Genomic DNA, 25,216 nt, shown 5'->3' with positions numbered 1-25,216 from the left:
AAACCGTTTAATATTTTATCTCGTTAATATGTTTAGCATACAGCGGCTGAAAGCCGTATCACATATTTTGGTGTAGGAGTCATAAGATGAAAACCGTTAGTGTTATTGCACTAACGGTTTTCTATTTTTCTAGTTGATGATAAATTCATCTGCAAACAGCCAGGCGCCATTTCCAGCTCCTGCTGCGCCGGCAGGAATCTTACCAAAATTCTGCATTTGTACTTTCACAAAACGGCCGCGCACCTGCTGCAGTTGTCCCCTTACTTTGTTAATACCCTGTTGCGTGAAAGTGTTTTGTTTATACACTTCCTTAAAGGTTTTGCCATCGTCCGAAACAGAGAAGATCACCTGTTTGGGAGGATAAATCCAATCGCCTTTTGCGTTGATGGTGTTAATACCTACCAGGTGAATATCCTGTAAGCTGTCCAGTTCTACTATTGCCTGCATGTCACCACCTTTAAATCCGAACCACTCGCCATCGTTATAGGCCGCATTCCCTTCAATACCGTTTACCAGTATAAAGTTGCTGGCAGGGCTATGGCTCTTGTCGGGAGCTGTAGCCAGTGTTACCTTTTTGGCGATACCTTTATGGAAGAGGAATGTTTGGTTATACTCACCGCCAAAAGGTTTACCATCCTGGAATACCTGTGCCCGTACGGTACCTGATTTGGTGATCTGTACAGGTTGCGTATAAGGAGTCGCCTGAGGGGTAGGAGCGGTACTATCGGTTGTGAAAAATATTTTACCACCGTCTAATTTAGCGGCCAGCACTACTTCTACGCCACCTTTACCATTATCAACCGCTTTACCGGTTACTTCAAATACATGTTTGGCATAATTTACCTTTTTCAAGTCGAGCCGTTTTACATGTACTTTCAAACGGTCTACAAAGTTGTCGTAGTTACGCTTGTCTTTAGGCGACCATAATACTTCTGCCAGCGCACAGGCGCGTGGATAAGCCATGTACTCCAGGTAATCGGTGTTGCCAATGTATTCTGTCCACAGGTTAGCCTGTGCACCTTTGATATACTTTCCTTCTTCGGGGCTCAGTTCCGTTGGAACCGGCTCATAGGAATATACCTGGCTTACCGGCAGGAAGCCGCCAATAGCCAGCGGTTCGTTGGGACTTTTAGATTGGTAGTGGTCGAAGTAGCAATATTCGCCGGGCGTCATGATCACGCCATGTTTTTGCTGAGCGGCCGCAATACCTCCTTCAATGCCTCTCCAGCTCATTACCGTGGCATTGGGTGCCAGGCCGCCTTCCAGGATTTCGTCCCAGCCAATGATCTGCCGGCCTTTGCTGTTGAGATATTTTTCCATGCGGTGAATGAAATAGCTCTGCAGGGCGTGTTCATCCTTCAGGCCTTCCTGCTTCATACGGGCCTGGCATTTAGGACATTTCTCCCAACGTACTTTCGGGCATTCGTCGCCACCGATATGAATATATTTGCTGGGAAACAGCTCCAATACTTCATCCAGCACATCCTGTAAGAACAGGAATACACTGTCGTTGCCGGCGCAATATACGTCGTCGTATACGCCCCAGTGGGTACCTACTTCGTAGGGACCACCGGTACACCCAAGGTTGGGGTAGGCGGTGAGCGCTGCGAGTGAGTGGCCTGGCATTTCTATCTCCGGGATAACGGTTACAAAATGATCAGCCGCATATTTCACTACTTCTTTTACCTGCTCCTGGGTATAATAACCACCATAAGGTTTGCCATCATATTTATTGTCAGCGTAACGACCAGCCATGGTTTCCTTCCTTTTGGAAGCAATTTCCTGGAGGCGGGGATATTTTTTGATTTCAATGCGCCAGCCCTGGTCTTCTGTCAGGTGCCAGTGGAAGGTATTCATCTTGTGCATGGCCAGCAGGTCGATATACTTCTTGATGAAATCAACAGAGAAGAAATGGCGGCCCACATCGAGGTGCATACCACGATAGGCAAAGCGGGGAGCATCTGTAATGCTTACGCCCGGAATATACAGGGCATGTGCTTTTTCTACCGGTAATAACTGGATTAAGGTCTGTACGCCATAGAAAGTACCGGCGCCACTGTTTCCATTAATGGTAACGCTGTTGTGGTCCGTGTTCAGCGTATATCCTTCTGCGTTAGTAGTGTCATTGGCGGTATGGAGAATAATCGCGTTTTTATCGCCCTGGTCTTTAACAGCCAGTTCATAACCGGTGAGTTCTTTGAGCCATGCGTTGAACAAAGCGGCAGTTTTTTTGTCGCCTTCGTTGTTGGCTACGATGATCGTTTGCTTATCGAGCAGGAAAGAGTCGGCTTTTTCGCTGATGCTTGCCGGCATAGGAATGATGCTCACCTTGCCTTTGGGAGCGGTGACACTTTGCGTGCCCGAACAGCCCCACAATCCCGCGAAGGCGGCGACCAGGCATAAGTGTAATACGTTTTTCATTGTCATATAATGGATTATTTTTTCTATTATTTCAGTTCCAGTTCACAGAGTACGGGCCGGTGATCGGAAGCCACGGTTTCTTCGATAATACGTGCGGCCACTACGGTCCATTTGTGTTTGGGTGCTGTCATGATATAATCTATTTTGATCTTCGGTGTATCCGATGGGAAGGTAGGTCCCATCTGTGCGGTAGCGTCGGCAAATACTTCTTTGAGTACCCCTATCTCCTTAGCAGTAGGGAGCGCATTGAAGTCGCCCGCCATAATCACGGGAGTAGCGGTTTCTTTGAAATAGGTGGCCAGCGCATTGGCTTGTGCAATACGATCAGTGGCACGCTTTCCTGCATCGAGATGGGTGGTGACGAAGCACAGGGTGCTGTCGTTGCCAGGTAATTTCACGGTAACAATGCCGGCTGCCCGGGGCTCATTGCCTTTGGTGGAAGGTAATGGTAGGGTAGTGCTGCTGTTGATGGGATACCGGGAAAGGATACCGGTGCCATACCCGCCGCCATCGAAGTCCAGCGCTTTCACGAAATAGGTATACATGCCCGTAATAGAAGCCAGTTCCTTAAGCTGATCTGACTGGTGGGTACGACCGGTAACACTGTCTACTTCCTGTAGTGCCACCAGGTCGGGATTGGTGGCCAGTATTACGTTGGCGATGCCCTGTACGTCCAACACCTGCTTCATGTTTTCCGCATGGTGAATGTTGTAGGTCAATACTTTCACTTTTTGTACCTGTGCAAAAAGTGTGAAACTGGTAAAACATACCAAAGTACTCAGCAGCATTTTTTTCATAGCATTGTTATTTAAAGGCTTCCTTTACTGGTTTGCCCGTCCATACCTGCGGTGTTTTTAAACCGAAGATCCAGGCGAGCGTAGCCGCAGTGTCATAGGTCATTACACTGCTTTTAATTTCTTTATTTTTAGCGATGCCGGGTCCGCGGATGATCCAGGGAACCTGCATTTCTTCCATCGTTTTGCCACCGTGTCCTTTGTTGATACCACCATGATCGGCAGTGAGCAGGATGATGGTATTGTCCCACATGCCGGCATCTTTCACCGCCTGTAATATTTGTCCCAGCAGCACATCGTTTTTGTGTACCTGGTCAAAGTAAGGCAGAATATTATGACCGATATTATGCCCGGTATGATCCGGTTCATCCAGGTGGACGAACAGGAAGTCCGGTTTCTTTTCTTTAATATACGTAATAGCTGCCGCTGTTGCCAGGCTATCGTTATCATGGCAGGCCATATCCTTGTTTACGGCTGCTTTTGGGAAGAGATATCCGATTCCGCTCCAGCTATAGATGACACCGATCTCTGATGAGGGTTTTTGTTCCCGCAACAGGGTGTAGATAGAGGGGAACATCCCATACTGGTCGAGTTCCCGGGAGGGCAGTTCCGGTTTTTTACTATCCCATTCGGTGTAGCCGTGTAATTCGGGGCCTGCGCCCATCACCATGGAAGCCCAGTTTACCGCACTGGAAGAAGGTAGTACACTGCGGGCCTGAAGCGTCCATGCGCCATCCTGCATCATTTGTTTCATGTTGGGGTTGTCGACCTTTGGAAAACAGTATGCCCCAAAGCCATCCATGCCAATCAGGATGACATGTTTTACCCCTTTGATTTGGGCTTGCGCAAAAAATCCGCCAAGCAACAAGCCCGTTGCAATGATTAGTCTTTTCATTTCGTTGTTCACTTTTTGTGGTCAGCCCGTGGCTGCCAGCTTATAATTAATAAATACGGGTTTCAGATACAACCAGTTAAAAACAGGATAGTCAGCTAAACAATGAGGGCTAAGATAATAATGTTTTTTCGCCAATTTCACGGATTAGTGCGACTTCTTTTTTCTGGGTAACGGAGATACCGTATTCCGGAACGCCGGGAATGCCGCCCATGCTTACATTGGGATTTCTGTACACCATTTTACTTTCTTCGTAGGCTTTGGCGGTGGTGTGGAATTCGGTAATACCGGTGGTTTGGATGAGTTGTGCAATATTGGTAGCGCGTACGCCGGAACCGGCCATGATGGCGATGCGGTCGTTGGCGCGTTCCAGCAGGTCTTTGAGGAGAGCAGCGCCTTCTACTGCTGTATTGCGGGCGCCGGAGGTGAGGATACGTTCGCAGCCAATGGAGATAATATCTTCCAGTGCTTCAAACGGGTTGTCGGTCATGTCGAATGCGCGGTGAAAGGTAACGCCCATAGGCCATGCGAGTTGTGTGAGTATGCGGCATCTTTCCTGGTCTACCCGTCCGTTGGGTAGCAGGATGCCGATTACTACACCATTACAGCCCAGTTGTTTGCATAACTCAATATCTTTTTTCATGACTTCAAACTCCAGGTCGGAGTAGAGGAAGTCGCCGCCGCGTGGGCGTATAATCGGGTAGAGATCTATTTTTACTTTTTCCCTGGCCAGTGCAATGGTCGCATAGCTGGGGGTGGTGCCGCCTTCCAGCAGGTTGTCGCATAGTTCTATACGGTTAGCGCCTCCTTCAGCTGCAGCGATGCAGCTCGCTAGAGATGCGGCGCATATTTCGAGGGTAAAAGCCATATGATCGTTTTTAGGAAATAGCCATCAGCCGCTACCAGCGACTGATGGCCCGTAATGAATTGCTAGAAATAGTGTTTACCATCAATTAAAATATTGCTGGTATCGCTGGTGCAAGCGGCGTAGTTGAATCCTTTTTGCAGACAATAGGCACCGTGTTCGCCTTTTTTATTGAGGGCGAGGAAACCTACCTGGATTTCTTTTGCTTTGGAAGGGCTTCTTTTCACAATACGTTCTACTGCTTCCTTGCAGGCTTTTTCCGGTGGATAACCCTGGCGCATCAGTTCTACGACCAGGTGGCTGCCTACAATTTTAATCACTTCTTCCCCAACACCGGTGCTGGTAGCAGCGCCTACTTCATTATCCACATAGAGGCCGGCGCCGATGATGGGAGAATCTCCCAGGCGGCCGTGCAGTTTGAAGGCCATACCGCTGGTGGTACAGGCGCCGGAGAGATTGCCTTCGGCGTCCATGGCTACCATGCCAATGGTATCGTGGTTATACACATTCCCTGGCAGCATCAGCGGATTGAATGCGGTAGCGCCGTTGGTGGGTGTGTATGACTTATTTTCTATGTTGATAACCGGTTTATATTCTGATGTTTTGAGCCATTCCTTCCATGCTTTTTCAGATTCCGGCGTGAGCAGGTTTTCTTTCTGAAAGCCGTTGGCCAATGCAAACTGCAGGGCGCCATCGCCTACGAGCATTACATGCGGCGTTTTTTCCATCACCATGCGGGCTACGGAAATGGCGTGGGTAACATGTTCGAGGGCGCCTACGGAGCCGCAGTTGCCGTGTTCGTCCATGATGCAGGCATCGAGGGTTACGCGGCCATCGCGGTCGGGATAGCCGGAATAGCCTACGGTGTGGTTATTGGGATCGGCTTCGGGTACTCTGACACCTGCTTCCACTGCGTCGAGGGCGCGTCCTCCTTTTTTCAGGATTTCCCAGGCAGCGGCGTTGGCGGCACGTCCAAAATCCCAGGTGGATACCACAATGGGCTTTCCCTTCACGATTTTATTTTTCCCCTGTGAACGTGCAGGCGTTCCCGTTACTCCATCCAAAGAGAAAACAGCGGCGCCAAGGGCCGCTGTTTTCAGGAATGATCTTCTATCTTTCATAAAAAGCATTTTATATGCGTTTAGCTTGCAACACTGTGGCGGCAGCTAGTCTTTCATTTCCCATGCCAGTGCGCTGGCGCCCAGGATAGCTGCATCGCTTTCTCTCAGTTCAGAGAACAGCAATTTAACTTTATTCTGGAATATGGGGAGCAGGTTCTTTTCCATATGTTCCCGCACAGGTTTCATGATCAGGTCGCCCGCTTTGGTGAGGCCGCCGAAGAGTACGATGGCTTCAGGGCTGGAGAACATCACGAAGTTGGCGAGGGCTTCACCCAGTATTTTACCGGTGAACTCATATACTTCCATGGCCAGCGGATCGCCTTTCATGGCAGCTTCATAGATGAGTTTGGAGTTGATTTCCTCTTTGGTATGTTCGCGCATCAGGCTGGGAGTGTCCGGGCGGGTAGCCAGGAACTCAATGGCGGTGTTGGTAACACCGGTAGCGGAAGCGTAGGCTTCCAGCGAACCGTGTGCACCGGTACCCGGGTGGTAGCGGCCTCCTGGAAGCACGATACAGTGACCCAGTTCCCCTGCAAAACCATCATGACCATAAATCAGCTGCCCGTTGGCAACGATACCGCTACCTACGCCGGTACCCAGCGTGATCACGATAAAGTCTTTCATGCCCCTTGCGGCGCCATAAATCAGTTCTCCCAAAGCAGCAGCATTAGCGTCGTTGGTGAGTACGGTAGGCAGGCCAAATTTCTGTTCCAGCAAACTGGCTAAAGGAACTACCCCTTTCCAGCGCAGGTTTGGCGCATATTCAATATTACCGGTATAGTAGTTGCCATTGGGGGCACCTACGCCGATACCTTTTATATTTTCAATACCTCCCACCTGCTCAATCAGCGTAGCCAGGTGTCCGTGTAATTCATCGAGAAAGCAAGATACTTCTTCATGCTGGTTGGTCAACATACGACCATCACATAAAATATTTCCCCTGCGATCTACAATTCCAAATTTGGTGTTAGTGCCGCCAATATCAATGCCCACCGCTAACTGCTGACTCATAATCAATTCCTTGAGATTTTAAAATGGTTTTAACTCTAAATGCGAAGAACGCGAGATAAGCAAAGCACAGCGCCGGGATAATGTAAGAGGCGTGAATACCAATGCTTGAAATATCTGCCAGACCACCCTGTACCGGAGGTACCAGTGATCCACCAAGAATCATCATTACCAGGAAGGCAGAGCCCTGACCGGTGTATTTACCAAGACCTGCGATAGACAGGGCGAAGATGCTGGGCCACATCACAGAGCAGAATAATCCGCCACTGATGAAGGCGAAAGTAGCCAGCTGACCGGAAGTGAATAAACCGATGAGGATAGAGGCCACACCCAGCAGACCGAAGACCATCAGGGTTTTGGCAGGTTTATCCTGTCCCGCGAAGAAGCCGATAATCTGTACTACGATACAGATGGCATAAGGGAATAATACGGTGATGTCGTTGCCTTTAATGCTGTTGGCGCCAAGAATTACACCGTATGCCACAAACGGAACGATGACACATAATATGTTGCGTACGGTTTTGGAAACGTTGAATACGCTGATGGCGCCGGTCCAGCGGCCGATCATCATACTGCCCCAGAACAGGGAAACGTAAGGATCCAGTTCTGATTCTGCCAGTCCTTTTTCAGTAAGGAAGCCCGGATGTTTCAGCAAGGCGCCGAGGTTACTGGCAATGGTTACTTCTACCCCTACATAAATGAATATGGCCAGCATACCCAGGATCAGCTGAGGGTATTTCATGGCGCCCCAGCCTTCACTGTTGTTGGCAGATGATATTTTAGTATAGAACAGGATACCGATGATACCTACGATGCCGGCGATAAAGAGCGGCAATTCAAATTTCAGTACCAATCCCATCAGGATCAGGATGAACATGAAAGTGATACCCAGTAATGATCTGGTAGCTTTAGGCGAAGACTCAAACGCTTCCGTGTCCTGGCTTTCCGGCATCTTCACAAAAGCAAAGATAGCCGCGGCAATCAGGAACAGGGCAATCAGCAGGAAGTACAAGGTGTTGATCTTGCTGATATCTGTACTTACTTCTCCGCCTTTAATGTTACCGAAGAGCAACATGCTCACGATAATGGGCCCGATGGTAGTACCGAATGAGTTGATACCACCAGCGAGGTTCAGACGATGCGCACCTTTGGCAGGGTCGCCGAGCAGGATGGCAAATGGGTTGGCAGCTGTTTGCTGCAGGGAAAATCCTAAAGCCACGATAAACAGGGCCATGAGGATCAGGGCAAAATAACCGAAAGTAACTGTTTGTTTATAGTCTGTATCCAGTACGGTGATCACCTTTTCCAGGTTGGCTTTGGTGAAGGTAGCCTTATACTGGTGATGCTCATCGTCTTTGGTGAAGCCTCCGGAAACTGCGGAAGCCAGCTGGGTATTGGAAGTATACTTCTCCGCTGATTCATTGCTGCTGATCAGCAGGGAGTAAGTGTCGGCCTCCTTCTCGCGGCGGATTTTCACCTGGCGGTCAGAAGTCTGTAACTGTTGATCTACCTGGAAACCGTTGATGTCTGTGATGGTTTCCTTAATGGGAACTATCTTTTCTTTGTTGACACATGGAATCATGATCACTGATCCCAGTACAGAGATCAATAAACCGTAGATAATACCTTTTTTATACCCGATCTTATTCAGGATATCCACTTTTCTCGCTGTAGATGCCAGGTATAGGATCAGGGAGCCGATAAAGTAGGCGCTGTAAAAAGAGAAGTCGATCAGTTGAGACTCCAGTTGGGTAAGGTTAAAGTGCGATTTGCAAAAAGGGATAAAGATACTGTTGGACGCAGCCAGAAATCCCCAGAAAAAGAAAACCAGAATAAGCACAAAGAACGAAGGATGAGTACTTTGTGCGCTTTGTTTTGATTGCTGAGTCATAAACGTGTTAAGTTACAGTGAAATTTTGCCGGATAAATGTATAATTATTTTTTTAAAATTTTTTAAAAAGTAAAATAATTCTTGCAATTTACTATTCAGGTAAAACGTTTTAGCAAAAATATTTGCGAAATATACAAGAAATATAGGAGAAGTTTGACTATGTTCGTGCTTATCAAAAAAAATAATTCAGACAGATTATGTCCAACCAAACAGTAACAATGAACGTACCTTCCAAGCAGGCCGGGTATGCGCAATCAATGGCCATCATCGGCATATTGTTCTTCGTATTCGGGTTTGTTACCTGGCTCAATGGCACCCTGATCCAGTTTTTCCAGATAGTGTGTGAATTGAATGTATCGCAGGCGCTCCTGGTAACCATGGCCTTTTACATGGCCTATTTCTTCCTCTCTATTCCTTCTTCTATGATCCTGAACAAAACAGGATTTAAGAACGGGATGGCCTTAGGACTCCTGATTATAGCCATTGGGTCACTGGTGTTTATCCCTGCTGCCAATGCCCGTAGTTTTGGTATGTTCCTGACCGGGTTATTTATCCAGGGAGCCGGATTATCCTTACTGCAAACCGCTTCCAATCCTTACGCCAGTATCATCGGACCTAAAGAAAGCGCTGCCAAACGTATCAGTATCCTGGGGATCTGTAATAAAAGCGCCGGTGCATTAGCGCCATTGATCCTCAGTTCTATCGTATTAAAAGGAGCTGAGAAACTGGAAGCTGATATCAAAGCTGCTGTAGATGCGGCACAGAAAAATGCCTTACTGGACAGCCTGGCTTCCCGCGTTATCGGGCCATACGTAGCTATCGCCATCGTATTAACCATCCTGGCTTTCCTGCTCAAACGTTCTTCCTTACCTGAAATTGATACCAACACAGAAGATGAGTCCACTGCAGCTGCAACTACCGGCAAAACCAGCGTATTCCAGTTTCCGCAGCTGGTACTGGGTGTGCTCTGCATCTTTGTATATGTAGGGGTGGAAGTAATGGCCGGCGATGTAATCGGTCAATATGGTAAATCACTGGGTATGAGTGTAGACGATACGAAATACTTCACCACCTTTACCCTGGTAGCCATGCTGGTAGGCTATGTGATCGGTATTGCCACTATTCCGAAATACCTCAGCGGTAAAAAAGGATTACAGATTTCTGCCATATTGGGTGTACTGTTTACCACTGCCGCTTATTTTACCACCGGTTTTTCCGCAGTAACCTTTATTGCCTTGCTGGGTTTGGCCAACGCCCTGATGTGGCCTGCCATTTTCCCTATGGCGATCGATGGTCTGGGCCGCTTTACCAAAATCGGTTCCGCCCTGCTGATCATGGGTATTGCCGGTGGTGGCGTGATTCCACAGATATATAGCGGTATGTTCGATCAGCACAGCATGTTCAGTTTCCTGTACAGTGCCAGCATCGACTTCAGACACGCCTTCCTGTACTGCATGGTGCCCTGCTATATCTACATTCTCTTCTATGCCTTAGTAGGAGATAAGATTGGTAAATAGCGCCGAAGGCGCAAACATAAAGCAAAAAGCTATTGAGGCGAATGACCCTGGCGGATTAAAATCCCCTGGTCATTCGCCTCAATAGCTTTTTACTTTATCCTTTATGCTTTTTGCTTTTTTTTCTGAATCATTATTTATATTTTTAGGTGTAAATTTTACGTTTAATATTTTTTGAATGATACAGAACACGAGGGAGCAGTTTATCCACTTATTTGAAAAAGAGCCGTTAATGGTTGTTTCCCCAGGAAGAATCAATCTGATAGGAGAGCATACTGATTACAATGATGGTTTTGTTTTACCAGCAGCTATCGACAAGAAAATAGTCTACGCTATTGCACTCAATAATACCCGGCAATGTAATGCCCATGCGGTATTCATGAATGAAACCGTGTCTTTTTCGCTGGATGATGTAAAGCCTACGCCAGGATGGATTAACTATCTCATGGGAGTAGTATACCAATTACAGGAACGTGGATTACCCGTACAGGGATTTGACTGCGTGGTAGCAGGCGATATCCCGGTAGGAGCGGGCATGTCTTCCTCCGCTGCGGTGGAAGGTGGCCTGGTAGCCGCGCTGGACCACCTGTTCGGTTATGAGCTGGGAAGGATGGATATGGCGCTCATCGGTCAGAAGGCAGAACATACCTTTCCTGGTGTGAAATGTGGTATCATGGACCAGTTTGCCAACCTGCATGGTAAAAAGAACCAGGTAATGCGCCTGGACTGCCGCAGCCTTTCCTTTGAATATTTCCCGTTTAATTTCCCTGATTATAAAATTGTGCTGTGTAACTCCATGGTACATCACTCCCTGGCTTCCTCAGAATATAATGTCCGCCGCCAGCAATGTGAAGAGGGCGTAAAAGCTATACAGGTAGGCCACCCGGAGGTGAAATCCCTGCGCGATGCCTCCATGGCTATGCTCAACGAAGTGCAGGGGCAGTTGCCGCCTAAAGTATACGATCGCTGCGCCTATGTGATTGCTGAAATACAGCGGGTACAGGATGCCACTACCTTATTGAAACAGGGCGACCTGCAGCAGTTTGGTACGCTGATGTATGCTACCCACGAAGGACTGAGCAAATTATACGAGGTAAGCTGCCCTGAGCTCGACTTCCTGGTATCGCTGGCAAAGCAAAGAAAAGAAGTAGCCGGCGCCCGTGTAATGGGTGGAGGCTTTGGCGGTTGTACCATCAACCTGGTAAAAGCCGACCAGGTGGACGATTTCGTGGCTTATGTGCAATCGGCCTACGAAAAGCAATATGGCAAAACGCCGGAAGTATATATAACCACTATTGAAGATGGCGTAACGGTAGGAGCTGCCGTGGCAGCAGAAGCCTAAGCATAAGGTAATATAAAATGAAAGCAGCGAATGAACCAGGTTCATTCGCTGCTTTCGTTTTATGCGGTATACGCTTTTAGTACTGATCGTCCAGTGCAAAAATCGGTGTTCTGTTCATCCAGCGACCACGGGTGAAGTCAGGAATGAATTGTACGCTACCGCTTTCTGCCACAGATTGTTCGCTCAATGGCGTGATGGCGTACCAGGTAGCCATGTCGTATACGTCCAGTGGATATGGTGCACCGCGTTTTACACACTCCAGGAAGGAGTTGAGTACAAACCAGTCCATACCACCGTGACCAGCGCCTGCTGCGTCGTTGGCATATTTCTTCCACAGCGGGTGGTCATATTTGCCAAAGTAGCTTTCAGCATCTTTGAAATCGCCGGTTTTTTCCCATTCGTCGTATTTACTTTTCTTCTCGATGTAAACAGACTGCTGGTCGTCCATCCACAGGCCATTAGTACCCTGTACACGGAAGTTCAGGGAGTAAGGTCGCGGGGAGTTGGTGTCGTGCGATAACATGATGGTTTCGCCATTGTTGGTTTTAATCAGGGTAGATACGATATCGCCCAGTTTAAACTCTACTTTGGCATTAGGATGGCTTTCGCCACCGTTGTCAACGATATATTTATGTAAACCGCGTGATTTGGTAGCCACAGAAGTGAGCGACAGCAAACGGTTACCGCGGTTAATATTGATCATGTTGTTGATCGGGCCCAGACCATGGGAAGGGTACAGGTCACCGTTACGGTGTACAGAGTGGTTGGTTCTCCATTTGGCTTCAGACAGTGCTTTTTCACCGAATTCCACCCCACCGCCATAATATTGTTTGCCGTTGTTGAATTTCACGCCGCGTAAGTCGTGCTGGTAACCGCCTTGCAGGTGAATGAGTTCACCGAATAAACCCTGGCGTACCATGTTCAGTACGGCCATAACGTCTCTGCGATAGCACACGTTTTCCATACCAAATACGGGGATACCGGTTTGTTCACTGGTATTTACCAGTTCCCAGCATTCCTGGATATCGGAGGCGCCACACACTTCCACCGCAGGTGTTTTACCGGCTTTCATAGCGGCGATAGCCATGATAGAGTGCCATTCCCAGGGGGTAGCAATCACCACTGCGTCGATATCATCGCGTTTCAGCAGGTTGCGGAAATCTTCCGGACCGTTGGTGTATTCTGCTACTTTCTTTTTAGTGCCGTAGGCTTTTTCGATCATGGCTTTTGCCTTCGGAACAGTGAATGCCGTATCTGGATCTGCGAAAGCAATTACTTCCGCATCTTCACGGTGAAGGAAGAAATTCAGGTGACCCAGTCCGCGTGCGCCCACGCCAATAACACCGATTCTTACTTTGGGTTTCTTCTCATTGGCAAATAATTTGGCTGAAGAGCCGAGCATAGAGAGACCTACGCCTGCAGCTACTGTGTTCTTCAGGAAGCTTCTGCGATGCAGTGGTTGTTTAATCATTGTTCAAAGTTTATCAGCGTATACATTAATACGTTAAGGAGGGACTAAATTTATAAAAATTGCTTTATCTATGCTATCCCTACCCACAATATTCTTACATTTTTGTGATAAACGGTAGGGCCGATGGAAAAAGCGCCAGGCATCCATATCACGCGAAGGTGAAAATTGAATTATGAATAGGGAATTTGGGATTGGATCGGTATAGTTATCTGGTATATCTTCGCTTTCATCCGTAATCTGAAATTTACTGCTGTTAATGAAGAAAAAGACTTTACTCCTTGCAGGTTTGCTGGGCTTTAATATCGCCATGGCCCAGGAAATCAAACCTTATGGCAGCTTGCCGTCGAAAGCGCAGGTAGCCTGGAATGACATGGAATACTACATGTTCATACATTTTGGTCCCAATACTTTCACCAATAAAGAGTGGGGGCATGGAGATGAAGATCCGAAAGTATTCAATCCCACTCACCTGGATGCCCGTCAATGGGCACGTACCGCCAAACTGGCTGGGATGAAAGGGATTGTGATTACGGCCAAACACCATGATGGCTTTTGCTTGTGGCCCAGCAAGTACAGCACGCATACTGTGCGGGAAAGCGCCTGGAAAGATGGAAAGGGAGATGTGCTGGCAGAACTTTCTGCTGCTTGTAAAGAATACGGGTTGAAGTTCGGTGTATACCTTTCTCCCTGGGATCGTAACCATCCTGAATATGGTACCGCTACATACAACCAGGTATTTGCCAATACGCTCAACGAAGTGTTATCCGGCTATGGTCCTGTGTTTGAGCAATGGTTCGATGGTGCCAATGGTGGCAATATCAAACAGCCATACGATTGGAACCTGTTTCACAGCGTAGTATATAAGAATCAACCCAACGCCGTTATCTTCAGCGATGTAGGTCCTGGTTGCCGCTGGGTGGGTAATGAAAATGGTATTGCCGGCACTACCAACTGGAGCACGCTCAATGTAAAAGGCTTTACGCCCGGCGCTGGTGGCCCTCCTACCAAATCGCTGAATGAAGGTAATGAGGATGGCGAACAATGGATTCCTGCCGAATGTGATGTGTCTATCCGGCCAGGATGGTTCTACAGTCCGGATACCAACGATAAAGTAAAATCAATATCCCACCTGCTGGATATCTATTATGGTTCCGTAGGCCGTAATGGTAACCTGATCCTCAACGTGCCGGTGGACAGGGAGGGGCTCATTCATCCGAATGATTCTACCCGGTTGATGGAGCTGCGCCGTGTGCTGGATGCCACATTCAAAAACAACCTGGCAAAACAGGCCGTGGTGACTGCCACCCATACGCGGAGCAATAACGCGGCGGTGCAAGTAGCCCACCTCAATGATGGCACTAACAGTACTTATTGGGCTACCAGCGATGATGCCACCACTACTGCTATCACCCTGACGTATAAAAAGCCGGTTACTTTTAACCGCTTGGTACTGCAGGAATACATTGCGCTGGGACAACGGGTAAAGGCTTTCAGCGTAGAAATACTGGAAAATGGGAAGATGAAGGAAGTGGCCAGGGAAACCACCATTGGCCATAAGCGCATATTACTGTTGCCGGACTATACCACCACGCAGGTGCGTATCAATATCCTGGATGCCAAGGCTGCGCCAGTGATCAGCGAAGTGCAGCTGTATAAGGCACCTGGCGTGCTGGCTACCCCGGAGATCAGCCGGGACAAAGCGGGGCATATTAATATTACCTGTGCGTCGGCCGACCCGGTGATCCACTTTACTACCGATGGCAGCATGCCTGGGGTGAAGTCGCCCGTATTTAACAAAAACACCCAATTATCCTTACCGCGCGGAGGTACTGTAAAAGCGAAGGCATTTCTGAAGAATGGCAATGCCAGCGACCTGGCTACTGCTGCTTTTGATGTGGCGCCCGCCAAATGGCAGGTAATACAGGCCGATGCAGCAGCAAAGGACCATGAAGCGGGAGCTGCGATAGATGGTAACAAGGCTACCGTATACCTGACTGATCGCCAGGCGACGGCCAAATATCCGCATGAGTTCCAGGTAGACCTGGGCGAAACTCTTTCCCTGAAAGGATTTACCTATATCCCGGCTACGGGCGAATCCCTGGGCGGTATTGTATATGGATATGAATTTTACACCAGCGCCGATGGTAAAAACTGGGGTAAACCAGTGGCCAGCGGGCAGTTTGCCAATATTAAAAATAGTCCTGTACAGCAAAATGTGGCTTTCAAAGCCACAGCAGCCCGCTATATCCGTTTTGTAGCGGTAGCGCCGGCAGATGCCGCGCAGGATTGGGCTGGAATTGCCGAACTGGGAGTGATTACCCGGTAAGGGGTCTGGTACCACCTATTTAGTGAGTATGAAAAAAGAGATGGGCGAAGACAGGAGCGGGTTATTCCGTGCTTGTCTTCGCCCATCTCTTTCATATTTAATATAAAAAATGATAATATATAAGACCTGCTTTTGTGTGTCACAGGGACACCAGGGAGGTGGTTTGTTAAAATTCCTGCTTCCCCAAAAAAAATTCGACTATTTAAAAAGATATTGTTATAACTTTGCGGATAATCTAAACTAAAGACAATATTTATAACAATTTAACGCTGAACTGAAGTTGGAAAAAACCGCAACTCATACCAACATCTCTGCATATCATCCCGCTTTAAACAAAGGGGTATATTCTGTTGGGTTCAATGTCTTTAGATTCCTTTCCCGACGACCTAGAATTTGATAGCGCTTGTCTAAAATATTGGCCGCTATCGCACCGTGATTCCCCAATCCTCCGGTGAGCCTTCCAGTAATGGAATTTCAATGTAGTTTATTGATTCACGATTTCAATTTAAAAAGTTGGAAAATCAACATATCATCGTTAGGGTAGCCACTCCTGACGATATTCACTATTCAAATACCATCACCGACGAGATGGAATCATCTGCCAAAGCAAGAGGAACAGGTATCGCAAAACGTTCTCCTGCTTATGTAGAGCTGAAAATGCAGGAAGGTAAAGCAGTGATTGCTGTTACGGACAAAGGTGACTGGGTAGGTTTCTGCTATATAGAAGCCTGGGGACATGAGAAATTCGTGGCCAATTCCGGTCTTATCGTGAATCCTGCTTTCAGGGGCCATGGTGTAGCTAAATCGATTAAAAAGAAAATATTTGAACTGTCCAGGGAGAAATACCCTGAGTCCAAAATCTTTGGGTTAACGACCGGGCTGGCAGTAATGAAAATCAACTCAGAGTTGGGCTATGAGCCGGTAACGTATTCTGAGCTGACCGATGATGAAGAGTTCTGGAAAGGATGCCGCAGCTGTGTGAATTTCGATATTCTCACCAGCAAGCAGCGGAAGAATTGCCTCTGCACGGCTATGTTATACGATCCGCTGGAAAAGCTGAAGGAAGCAGAAGAAAAAGCCATGGCGGAAAAAGCAGCCGTAGAGGCTACCACTGCCACGCCACAGCTGTCTGTCAACGCCAGCGGCCACATGCACCATGAACGCCGCCGTCGCAGATTTAAAGGAAATATAAGATTGTATGAGCGATGGTTGCGTTTTAAAAGATTTGTTTTGCTCAACAGCAAAAAAGAAGGTGGCGCCACCGGATCTAAAAAGAAATTTTTCCTGTTCTGATTACAGGCCTGTAAATATTGTTATCTGGAATTATAAAAAAAGATGTCATAATGAAAAAAGTAGTACTGGGATTTAGCGGAGGACTTGATACTTCCTATTGCGTAAAATATCTGACCCAAGAGAAAGGATATGAAGTGCATTCAGTGATCGTTAACACTGGCGGTTTTTCTGAAGAAGAGCTGCAGGAAATTGAAAAGCGCGCTTACAACCTGGGCGTTAAAAGTCATAAAACTGTTAATGCGATACGTTCTTATTATGATGGCGTAATCAAATATCTCATCTTCGGCAACGTGCTGAAGAACAATACTTATCCACTGAGCGTAAGTGCAGAGCGTATGAGCCAGGCTCTGGCCATCGCGGAATATGTGAAGGAAGTAGGTGCCGACGCAGTAGCGCACGGTAGCACCGGTGCTGGTAACGACCAGGTACGTTTCGACATGGTATTCCATATCATGATCCCGGGTGTGGAAATCATCACTCCGATCCGTGACATGAAGCTGAGCCGCGAAGAAGAAATCAGCTACCTGAAATCCAAAGGAGTGGAGGTGAACTTCGAAAAAGCTATGTACTCCATCAACAAAGGTATGTGGGGAACTTCGGTAGGAGGTAAAGAAACCCTGACTTCCAATGGTATGCTGCCGGAAGCCGCCTGGCCTACCCAGCTTACCAAACAAGGTGAAGAGCAAGTAAAATTAACTTTTGAAAAAGGAGAGCTCAAAGCGGTGAACGATCAGCAATTCGGCCACCCTTCTGAAGCCATTCAATATTTACAAACCCTCGCAGGTCCATTTGCCATTGGCCGCGATATCCACGTAGGAGATACCATCATCGGTATCAAAGGCCGCGTAGGCTTTGAAGCAGCAGCGCCAATGGTCATCATCAAAGCGCACCACGCACTGGAAAAACATGTACTCACCAAATGGCAGCTGAGCTGGAAAGACCAACTGGCACAGTTCTACGGCAACTATATGCACGAAGGACAGATCATGGACCCGGTAATGCGCGACATTGAAGCCTTCCTGCAGAACACCCAGGAAAATGTAACCGGTGAAGTATTCGTTACCCTGATGCCTTATCGCTTCCAGGTAACCGGTATCGACTCCCCGTACGACCTGATGAGCAGCAAGTTTGGTAAATACGGTGAAATGAACAGCGGCTGGAGCGGAGAAGACGTAAGAGGATTCAGCAAAATTTTCGGTAACCAGACCATGATCTGGCACCAGGTTAAAAATTCTATCTAAATCAGCAGGTAATGGCAAACGATAAAAAAATAAAAGTTGGCATCATCGGTGGCGCAGGATATACAGGCGGTGAAATGATCCGGCTTTTATTGAACCACCCGGATGTAACCATTTCGTATGTACATAGCCGTAGCAATGCAGGTAACCCGTTATACGCTGTACATGCCGATCTGCTGGGGGAAACAGAACAATTATTTACCGGCGAACTTAGCAACGATATTGATGTAATGTTCCTTTGCCTGGGCCATGGTGAATCTAAGAAATTTGTGGAGGCTACAGATATAGCAGATCATGTGAAAATAATTGATCTCAGCCAGGATTTTCGTTTAGGCGAAACCGTGAAAGAACGGACGTTTGTATATGGACTGCCTGAAATGCAGCGCGACTTAATTAAAACGGCAAAGAACATTGCTAATCCCGGTTGCTTCGCTACCGGTATCCAGCTCGGGCTGCTGCCACTGGCTAAAGCCGGACTGCTGACAACGGTACATACCACCGGCATCACCGGTTCTACCGGCGCCGGGCAAAGCCTGCAGTCTACTTCACATTTTACCTGGAGAGCCAATAATATTTCTACTTATAAAGTACTGAGCCATCAACATCTGAAAGAAATACGACGAAGCCTGCAGCTTTTGCAGCCAGGCTTCGATGGTGAAGTTAATTTTGTGCCGGTACGGGGCGATTTCCCAAGAGGTATCTGGGTAACATCCTACCTGCACACCGACTTAACACTGGAGGCCGCTGTAAAGCTGTATAAAGATTTTTACGCCGGTCATCCGTTTACCCATGTAAGCGAAAAACAGATAGACCTCAAGCAGGTAGTGAACACCAACAAGTGCTTAATTCAACTGGAAAAAGTGGGCGATAAACTGGTGATCCACTCCATTGAAGATAACCTGCTGAAAGGCGCTTCCGGCCAGGCCGTACAAAACATGAACCTGGTATGCGGACTGGATGAAACGGCGGGACTGAAACTGAAGTCCATCGTATTCTAAATGTTTTACCACTTTAATTTTTCGCCAACATGAAACTTTTTGATGTTTATCCTATCAACGATATCATTATAGAAAAAGCCCTGGGATCCAATGTTTGGGACGATAAGGGAACGCAATACCTGGACCTGTACGGTGGCCACGCCGTGATTTCTATTGGTCATACGCATCCGCACTATGTAAAGCGGTTAACAGACCAGCTGCATAAAGTGGGCTTTTATTCCAACTCCGTAAAGATGCCTTTGCAGGAGCAATTGGCCACCATGCTGGGGAAGGTGTCCGGCAAGGAAGATTACCAGCTGTTTTTATGTAACTCCGGTGCAGAAGCCAATGAAAATGCGTTGAAGCTGGCTTCCTTTTACAACGGTAAAAAGAAGATCATTGCTTTCAGAAAAGCCTTTCACGGCAGAACTTCCCTGGCAGTAGCCGCCACCGATAATCCGAAGATTGTAGCGCCGGTAAATGAAACGGACAACGTAGTATTTTTACCATGGGAAGATGAAGCAGCACTGGAACAGGCTTTCCTGCAATATGAAGTATCTTCTGTGATCATTGAAGGGATACAGGGTGTAGGCGGTATCAACGTAGCGAGCGAATCTTTCCTACGGAAAATCCGGACTTTATGCGACCAATACAATGCAGTATTTATTGCAGATTCCGTACAGTGTGGTTACGGCAGAAGCGGTAAGTTTTATTCTCACGATCATGCAGGCGTGCAGGCTGATATCTATAGCATGGCTAAAGGAATGGGCAATGGGTTCCCGATAGGCGCCATCAGTATTGCGCCTAAATTCCAGCCGGTATACGGTATGCTGGGTACCACCTTTGGCGGTAATCACCTGGCTTGTGCCGCAGCACTAGCCGTACTGGAAGTGATCCAGGAAGAAAAGCTGATTGAAAATGCTGCTGCCGTTGGTGCTTACCTGATGGAGCAACTGCGTACCTTTGATAAGGTAATAGAAGTAAGAGGCCGGGGATTAATGATTGGTATTGAGCTACCTGCCGAGCTGGCACATGTGAGAAAAGAACTGCTGCATACGCATAAGATATTCACCGGCGAAGCCAAGCCTAATGTGATCCGTTTGCTGCCATCACTGGCGCTGACCAAGGCACATGCCGATGAGTTCCTCGCCGCTTTCGGAAAAGAATTAAGTAAGTAACCAGACAAACAGTATATATAGGTAGTGTGCCTTTAAAATCTTTCCACTACCTGTTTAAAGCCTATAAGCGAAATGAAACAATTTATTTCTACAGCAGATGTTCCCAGTGTCCCGCGGTTGGTGGACATTGCGTTGAACTACAAGAAAGATCCTTTCAGGGATAAGGAATTAGGAAAGAACAAAACAGTGGGAATGATATTCCTGAATCCCAGTTTGCGAACACGGTTAAGTACACAGATTGCAGCGAAGAACCTGGGTATGGAAGCCATTGTGTTTAACATCGATAAGGAAGGATGGGCGCTGGAAATGAATGACGGAGTAGTGATGAACGGAAATACCACCGAACACGTAAAAGAAGCGGCCGCTGTAATGGGGCAGTACTTCGATATCATGGCTATCCGTACTTTTCCTGGTTTGAAGAATAAAGAGGAAGATTATACAGAGAAGTATATCAACCAGTTTATTAAGTATGCCGGGGTACCGGTGGTGAGCCTGGAAAGCGCTACCCTGCATCCTTTGCAGAGTTTAACGGATGTAATTACCATCCGGGAGAACTGGCAACAGGCCCGCAAACCTAAAGTGGTGATGACCTGGGCGCCTCACGTAAAGGCGTTGCCTCAGGCTGTTCCCAACTCATTCGCCCAATGGATGAATGCCTGGGGAGAAGCAGACTTTGTGATTACTCATCCAAAAGGGTATGAGCTGGATGAGAAATTTTCCGGTAGTGCCCATATTGAGTACGACCAGGATAAAGCCCTGCAGGATGCGGATTTTGTGTACGTGAAGAACTGGTCGTCTTACCAGGATTATGGTAAAATTACCTGTACAGATCCCAGCTGGACATTTACTAATGAGAAACTGGCACTTACCAATCGCGCCAAAGTGATGCACTGCCTGCCGGTAAGAAGGAATGTAGTCATTGCAGACGAAGTACTGGATGGCCCTCAATCTATTGTGATTGAAGAAGCGGGTAACCGCGTATGGGCTGCCCAGGCTGTTTTGAGTGAAATACTGAAAGGATCCTTATGATTGACTTATTTATCATTAAAGTAGGCGGAAACGTAATCGATAACCCGGCATTGCTGCAAACCTTCCTGGAGAAGTTTGCAGCAATACCCGGTAAGAAAATCCTGATACATGGCGGCGGAAAAATTGCCACCCGTATCGGCGATAAGCTGGGAATCGAATCTAAATATATAGATGGACGCCGTATTACCGATGCAGACACCATCGACGTGGTGACCATGGTATACGGAGGGTTGGTAAACAAACAGCTGGTAGCCAAACTGCAGGCCAACGGCTGCAATGCGATCGGCTTAACCGGCGCAGATGCCAACATCATCCCTGCCGTAAAAAGGCCCGTTAAGGAAATTGATTACGGTTTTGTAGGAGATGTATATACCGAAAAGCTGCACATAGCCCCCCTGCAAACCTTGCTGGAAGCCGGTGTTACACCAGTATTTGCGCCGCTGACCCACGATGGTAACGGGCAGATCTTAAATACCAATGCAGATACTATTGCCTCTTCCCTGGCCATTGCCTTATCAGCCTTCTATAGCGTGCGATTGATTTATTGCTTTGAAAAGAAAGGCGTATTGCGTGATCCGAACGATGACGAGGCGGTGATTAACCTGATCAACCAGGAAATTTACCAACAGTTATTAGCAGAGAAAGTATTGTCAGATGGAATATTACCCAAGCTGCAAAATGCTTTCGGGGCTATCGGAAATGGAGTGAAAGAAGTACTGATAGGACATGCAGATGATGTGCTGAGTAATACAACAGCGAAAGTAGCAGGTACTTTAATATGCTAACCTATGTGGAACGAAAAATTATATGATGTGGCCGTGGCGCTGTTGAAACAGATGATTGCCACCCCTTCATTAAGCCGGGAAGAAGACGGCACCGCACAACTGATCAGTGATTTCCTGACAGCCATGGATATTCCGCACGAGCGGCATCTCAATAATATCTGGGCTTTCAATAAACATTACGACCCTGCCAAGCGCAATATACTGCTGAACTCCCACCATGATACGGTAAAACCCAACCCGCAATATACCCGCGACCCATTTAGTCCGGATGTGGAAGATGGTAAACTGTACGGGCTGGGCAGCAATGATGCCGGTGGCTGCGTAGTGAGCCTGGTAGCTACTTTCCTGCATTTTTATCATCGCAGTGATCTTAGCTATAACATTATTCTCACTACCACGGCAGAAGAAGAAATCAGCGGCTCCAACGGAATAGAAAGTATTTTATCACGATTGCCTGCTATTGACTTTGCCATTGTGGGAGAGCCTACCCAAACACAACTGGCGGTGGCGGAAAAAGGCCTGATGGTACTGGATTGTACCAGTACCGGTAAAGCTGGTCACGCAGCCAGGGAAGAAGGGGAAAATGCGCTGTACAAAGCATTGCCTGATCTGAACTGGTTTAAAGATTACCGCTTCCCAAAAGTATCAGACGCACTGGGTCCGGTGAAAATGAGCGTAACCGTTATCAATACTTCTAACAAAGCACATAATGTGGTACCGGCCGACTGCTCCTTTGTAGTAGACGTACGGGCTACAGATCAATATACCCTGGAAGAGTTGCTGGACATTATCCGGGCAAACGTATCCTGTGAGGTAAAGCCAAGGTCGACCCGTATGCGGCCTTCATTTATCCCGATGGATCACCCGTTTGTACAGGCGGGTATCAGCATAGGAAAGACCTGTTATGGTTCACCTACCACCTCCGACCAGGCGCTGATTCCGGCCACGTCTGTGAAAATGGGACCAGGCGATTCGGCCCGCTCTCATACTGCCGATGAGTACATTCATTTGCAGGAGATCAGGGATGGTATTGACAGTTATATCCGTTTACTCGAAATGATACAATAACATGAACTTCGAGCCTGTACTGGAAAATAAACGCGTGTTGCTGCAGCCTTTACAGGCATCGCACCTGGATGCCCTGTGGAAAATTGCTTCGGATGCGTCGTTGTGGGCTATCCAATTGTATACGATCGACAGTAAGGAAGACCTGGAAAAATATATCCAGATCGCCTTAACAGACCGTGCGACGGGCGTATCCATTCCTTTTGTGATCATTGACAAACAGGATAATAGGATAGTGGGATCTACCCGTTATATGGGACTGTCTTTGCCCAACAAACGCACGGAAATCGGCGCTACCTGGATTGCCCCTTCCTTGCATGGTTCGGGGCTAAATAAGGCCATGAAATATGCCATGCTGCGGTACGCGTTCGAAGAGCTGGAACTGAACCGGGTAGAATTCAAAACCGATGAGCTGAATACGCAGTCGCGCAATGCTATCCTGAGCCTCGGATGTACACAGGAAGGCATTTTTCGCCGGCACATGATCACCAGCACCGGGAGGATACGCAATACTGTGTATTTCAGTATGCTTCGGGAAGAGTGGCCTGAGGCGAAACAGCGGGTATTTGGTAAATATGATTTTTAATTTTGTACCGCTCTGGTGGTATAAAAAACTATAGCATTATGAAATTGTGGCAAAAAGATAAAGTTTCTCTGGCTTCCGTAGAACAATTTACGGTAGGGAAGGATCGTGAAATGGATGCCTACCTTGCACCCTTTGATGTGCTGGGATCTATGGCACATATCACCATGCTGCAAAGTATCGGGCTGCTGGAAGCGGAAGAATTGACCGTATTAAAGCAGGAGTTAAGAAATATCTACCATGAAATACAGGCAGGTAATTTTAAACTGGAAGAAGGCGTAGAAGATATTCACTCCCAGGTGGAATTACTGCTGACCCGCCGTTTGGGTGAAGTTGGTAAGAAGATCCACAGCGGCCGTTCCCGCAACGACCAGGTGCTGGTAGACCTGAAATTATTCCTGCGCCATGAGTTACAAATCATGGTGGAAGAAGTACTGGCGCTGTTTCATCTTTTACAGCAAAAGAGCGAGGAATATAAAGGTCACCTGATACCAGGATATACGCACCTGCAGATTGCCATGCCATCCTCTTTCGGGCTATGGTTTGGTGCCTATGCAGAGAGCCTGGTAGATGACCTGACTATGCTGCAGGGCGCTTATAAGGTGGTAAATAAAAACCCGCTGGGCTCCGCGGCCGGCTATGGTTCTTCGTTTCCCCTTGACCGTGAGTTGACCACTTCTTTGCTGGGCTTCGAAGCGCTGAACTACAACGTGGTGTATGCGCAGATGGGGCGTGGTAAAACGGAAAAGATTGTTGCATTTGCACTATCAGGCATCGCCGCTACCATTGCTAAAATGGCCATGGACGCCTGTTTGTTCATGAACCAGAACTTTGGTTTCATCAGCTTCCCCGATGAGCTGACCACCGGTTCCAGCATTATGCCGCATAAAAAGAACCCGGATGTATGGGAACTGATTCGTTCGCATGGCAATAAATTGCAGGCGTTACCGAATGAAATTGCGATGATGATCACTAACCTGCCTTCCGGCTATCACCGCGATTTACAGCTGTTAAAAGAAAACCTATTCCCCGCATTTCAAACGTTGAAGGATTGTATCCGTATGAGCCGTTTGATGCTGGAAAATATACGTGTCAAGGTAAATATCCTGGACGATGAAAAATACCAATACCTGTTCAGCGTAGAAGTGGTAAATAACCTGGTGTTACAAGGTACGCCTTTCCGCGAAGCTTATAAACAGGTAGGAATGGACATTGAAAAAGGTACTTTTTCTCCGGAGAAAACAGTGGCACATACCCATGCCGGAAGTATCGGTAATTTGTGTACCGAACAGATTGCCGCGCAGATGGACCTGGTGGTAAAAGGATTTCCCTTTGAGTCGGTAGACAAGGCGCTGGAGCAGTTATTGAACGGGTAGTTATAAAACATATAACATAAAGCTATTGAGGCGGATGATCGAAACGG

Annotated in this window: 20 protein-coding genes; 12 read left to right on the top strand and 8 right to left on the bottom strand. The window is 47.5% G+C overall.

The window, feature by feature from the left end; translation table 11 throughout:
• Positions 1–129: 129 nt before the first annotated feature.
• The 7 genes from FHW36_RS20885 to FHW36_RS30765 form a co-directional block, all read right to left on the bottom strand.
• Positions 130–2,421, bottom strand: a complete 2,292-nt coding sequence (locus tag FHW36_RS20885; protein ID WP_145671525.1) for a beta-N-acetylhexosaminidase — start codon at positions 2,419–2,421, stop codon at positions 130–132.
• Positions 2,422–2,447: 26 nt separating this feature from the next.
• On the bottom strand, positions 2,448–3,218 hold the full coding sequence (locus FHW36_RS20880) for an endonuclease/exonuclease/phosphatase family protein (protein WP_145671524.1): 771 nt from the start codon (positions 3,216–3,218) through the stop codon (positions 2,448–2,450).
• A gap of 7 nt (positions 3,219–3,225) precedes the next feature.
• A complete protein-coding gene (locus FHW36_RS20875; protein WP_186452544.1) occupies positions 3,226–4,110 on the bottom strand; it encodes an alkaline phosphatase in 885 nt (294 codons plus the stop codon).
• Between the two features lie 109 nt (positions 4,111–4,219).
• Complete coding sequence (locus FHW36_RS20870; RefSeq protein ID WP_145671522.1) at positions 4,220–4,975, bottom strand: copper homeostasis protein CutC; 756 nt, start codon at positions 4,973–4,975, stop codon at positions 4,220–4,222.
• Between the two features lie 62 nt (positions 4,976–5,037).
• Positions 5,038–6,093, bottom strand: coding sequence for a N(4)-(beta-N-acetylglucosaminyl)-L-asparaginase (locus FHW36_RS20865; protein WP_145671521.1), 1,056 nt, complete (start codon positions 6,091–6,093; stop codon positions 5,038–5,040).
• A gap of 45 nt (positions 6,094–6,138) precedes the next feature.
• On the bottom strand, positions 6,139–7,104 hold the full coding sequence (locus FHW36_RS20860; RefSeq protein ID WP_145671520.1) for an ROK family protein: 966 nt from the start codon (positions 7,102–7,104) through the stop codon (positions 6,139–6,141).
• The gene (locus tag FHW36_RS30765; protein ID WP_222429137.1) at positions 7,076–8,992 is read right to left on the bottom strand and encodes an MFS transporter; all 1,917 of its coding nucleotides are present in this window, start codon (positions 8,990–8,992) and stop codon (positions 7,076–7,078) included. Before FHW36_RS30765 ends, FHW36_RS20860 begins: the two co-directional genes overlap by 29 nt.
• Positions 8,993–9,189: 197 nt before the next feature.
• Here FHW36_RS30765 and FHW36_RS20845 point away from each other — a divergent pair, with 197 nt between their 5' ends.
• Together FHW36_RS20845 and galK are read left to right on the top strand one after the other, a co-directional pair.
• Positions 9,190–10,509, top strand: a complete 1,320-nt coding sequence (locus FHW36_RS20845; protein ID WP_145671519.1) for a sugar MFS transporter — start codon at positions 9,190–9,192, stop codon at positions 10,507–10,509.
• A gap of 175 nt (positions 10,510–10,684) precedes the next feature.
• Positions 10,685–11,848 carry a galactokinase gene (gene galK / locus FHW36_RS20840; RefSeq protein WP_145671518.1) on the top strand — a complete coding sequence of 388 codons (1,164 nt, stop codon included), beginning with the start codon at positions 10,685–10,687 and terminating at the stop codon, positions 11,846–11,848.
• A gap of 76 nt (positions 11,849–11,924) precedes the next feature.
• On the opposite strand, the gene FHW36_RS20835 is transcribed toward galK, so the two are convergent.
• Positions 11,925–13,319, bottom strand: coding sequence for a Gfo/Idh/MocA family protein (locus FHW36_RS20835; RefSeq protein WP_186452543.1), 1,395 nt, complete (start codon positions 13,317–13,319; stop codon positions 11,925–11,927).
• A gap of 256 nt (positions 13,320–13,575) precedes the next feature.
• On the opposite strand from FHW36_RS20835, the gene FHW36_RS20830 reads away from it, so the two are divergent.
• The 10 genes from FHW36_RS20830 to argH all read left to right on the top strand — a co-directional run bounded on the left by FHW36_RS20830 (position 13,576) and on the right by argH (position 25,169).
• The gene (locus FHW36_RS20830; RefSeq protein WP_145671517.1) at positions 13,576–15,645 is read left to right on the top strand and encodes an alpha-L-fucosidase; all 2,070 of its coding nucleotides are present in this window, start codon (positions 13,576–13,578) and stop codon (positions 15,643–15,645) included.
• Between the two features lie 513 nt (positions 15,646–16,158).
• Complete coding sequence (locus tag FHW36_RS20825) at positions 16,159–16,938, top strand: GNAT family N-acetyltransferase (RefSeq protein WP_145671516.1); 780 nt, start codon at positions 16,159–16,161, stop codon at positions 16,936–16,938.
• Positions 16,939–16,988: 50 nt separating this feature from the next.
• Complete coding sequence (gene argG / locus FHW36_RS20820) at positions 16,989–18,179, top strand: argininosuccinate synthase (RefSeq protein ID WP_246121203.1); 1,191 nt, start codon at positions 16,989–16,991, stop codon at positions 18,177–18,179.
• Positions 18,180–18,190: 11 nt separating this feature from the next.
• Positions 18,191–19,174: an N-acetyl-gamma-glutamyl-phosphate reductase gene (gene argC / locus FHW36_RS20815; protein ID WP_145671515.1), complete on the top strand. Its 984-nt coding sequence runs from the start codon at positions 18,191–18,193 to the stop codon at positions 19,172–19,174.
• A gap of 29 nt (positions 19,175–19,203) precedes the next feature.
• Positions 19,204–20,331, top strand: coding sequence for an aspartate aminotransferase family protein (locus tag FHW36_RS20810; protein WP_145671514.1), 1,128 nt, complete (start codon positions 19,204–19,206; stop codon positions 20,329–20,331).
• A gap of 72 nt (positions 20,332–20,403) precedes the next feature.
• Complete coding sequence (locus FHW36_RS20805) at positions 20,404–21,360, top strand: N-acetylornithine carbamoyltransferase (protein WP_145671513.1); 957 nt, start codon at positions 20,404–20,406, stop codon at positions 21,358–21,360.
• Complete coding sequence (gene argB / locus FHW36_RS20800; protein ID WP_145671512.1) at positions 21,357–22,145, top strand: acetylglutamate kinase; 789 nt, start codon at positions 21,357–21,359, stop codon at positions 22,143–22,145. Before FHW36_RS20805 ends, argB begins: the two co-directional genes overlap by 4 nt.
• 3 nt (positions 22,146–22,148) lie before the next feature.
• Positions 22,149–23,213, top strand: coding sequence for a M20 family metallo-hydrolase (locus FHW36_RS20795; protein WP_145671511.1), 1,065 nt, complete (start codon positions 22,149–22,151; stop codon positions 23,211–23,213).
• 1 nt (position 23,214) lies between these two features.
• Positions 23,215–23,796, top strand: a complete 582-nt coding sequence (locus tag FHW36_RS20790; protein WP_145671510.1) for a GNAT family N-acetyltransferase — start codon at positions 23,215–23,217, stop codon at positions 23,794–23,796.
• Positions 23,797–23,834: 38 nt separating this feature from the next.
• Positions 23,835–25,169 carry an argininosuccinate lyase gene (gene argH / locus FHW36_RS20785; protein ID WP_145671509.1) on the top strand — a complete coding sequence of 445 codons (1,335 nt, stop codon included), beginning with the start codon at positions 23,835–23,837 and terminating at the stop codon, positions 25,167–25,169.
• Positions 25,170–25,216 lie beyond the last annotated feature (47 nt).

The organism is Chitinophaga polysaccharea (assembly GCF_007829335.1).
In the GTDB taxonomy this organism is placed as follows: Bacteria; Bacteroidota; Bacteroidia; order Chitinophagales; family Chitinophagaceae; genus Chitinophaga; species Chitinophaga polysaccharea_B.
The sequence above is the reverse complement of the archived record's forward strand: the minus strand, read 5'-3'. Positions and strand labels throughout refer to the sequence as shown.

Bases quoted from the DNA above. Each gene is read 5' to 3' on its own strand.
- FHW36_RS20835 (WP_186452543.1), bottom strand. From the start codon at position 13,319: ATGATTAAACAACCACTGCATCGCAGAAGCTTCCTGAAGAACACAGTA.
- argB (WP_145671512.1), top strand. From the start codon at position 21,357: ATGATTGACTTATTTATCATTAAAGTAGGCGGAAACGTAATCGATAAC.
- galK (WP_145671518.1), top strand. From the start codon at position 10,685: ATGATACAGAACACGAGGGAGCAGTTTATCCACTTATTTGAAAAAGAG.
- FHW36_RS20810 (WP_145671514.1), top strand. From the start codon at position 19,204: ATGAAACTTTTTGATGTTTATCCTATCAACGATATCATTATAGAAAAA.
- FHW36_RS20805 (WP_145671513.1), top strand. From the start codon at position 20,404: ATGAAACAATTTATTTCTACAGCAGATGTTCCCAGTGTCCCGCGGTTG.
- FHW36_RS20790 (WP_145671510.1), top strand. From the start codon at position 23,215: ATGAACTTCGAGCCTGTACTGGAAAATAAACGCGTGTTGCTGCAGCCT.
- argG (WP_246121203.1), top strand. From the start codon at position 16,989: ATGAAAAAAGTAGTACTGGGATTTAGCGGAGGACTTGATACTTCCTAT.
- FHW36_RS20870 (WP_145671522.1), bottom strand. From the start codon at position 4,975: ATGGCTTTTACCCTCGAAATATGCGCCGCATCTCTAGCGAGCTGCATC.
- argC (WP_145671515.1), top strand. From the start codon at position 18,191: ATGGCAAACGATAAAAAAATAAAAGTTGGCATCATCGGTGGCGCAGGA.
- FHW36_RS20860 (WP_145671520.1), bottom strand. From the start codon at position 7,104: ATGAGTCAGCAGTTAGCGGTGGGCATTGATATTGGCGGCACTAACACC.
- FHW36_RS20795 (WP_145671511.1), top strand. From the start codon at position 22,149: ATGTGGAACGAAAAATTATATGATGTGGCCGTGGCGCTGTTGAAACAG.
- FHW36_RS20865 (WP_145671521.1), bottom strand. From the start codon at position 6,093: ATGAAAGATAGAAGATCATTCCTGAAAACAGCGGCCCTTGGCGCCGCT.
- FHW36_RS20830 (WP_145671517.1), top strand. From the start codon at position 13,576: ATGAAGAAAAAGACTTTACTCCTTGCAGGTTTGCTGGGCTTTAATATC.
- FHW36_RS20880 (WP_145671524.1), bottom strand. From the start codon at position 3,218: ATGAAAAAAATGCTGCTGAGTACTTTGGTATGTTTTACCAGTTTCACA.
- FHW36_RS20875 (WP_186452544.1), bottom strand. From the start codon at position 4,110: ATGAAAAGACTAATCATTGCAACGGGCTTGTTGCTTGGCGGATTTTTT.
- argH (WP_145671509.1), top strand. From the start codon at position 23,835: ATGAAATTGTGGCAAAAAGATAAAGTTTCTCTGGCTTCCGTAGAACAA.
- FHW36_RS20885 (WP_145671525.1), bottom strand. From the start codon at position 2,421: ATGAAAAACGTATTACACTTATGCCTGGTCGCCGCCTTCGCGGGATTG.
- FHW36_RS20845 (WP_145671519.1), top strand. From the start codon at position 9,190: ATGTCCAACCAAACAGTAACAATGAACGTACCTTCCAAGCAGGCCGGG.
- FHW36_RS30765 (WP_222429137.1), bottom strand. From the start codon at position 8,992: ATGACTCAGCAATCAAAACAAAGCGCACAAAGTACTCATCCTTCGTTC.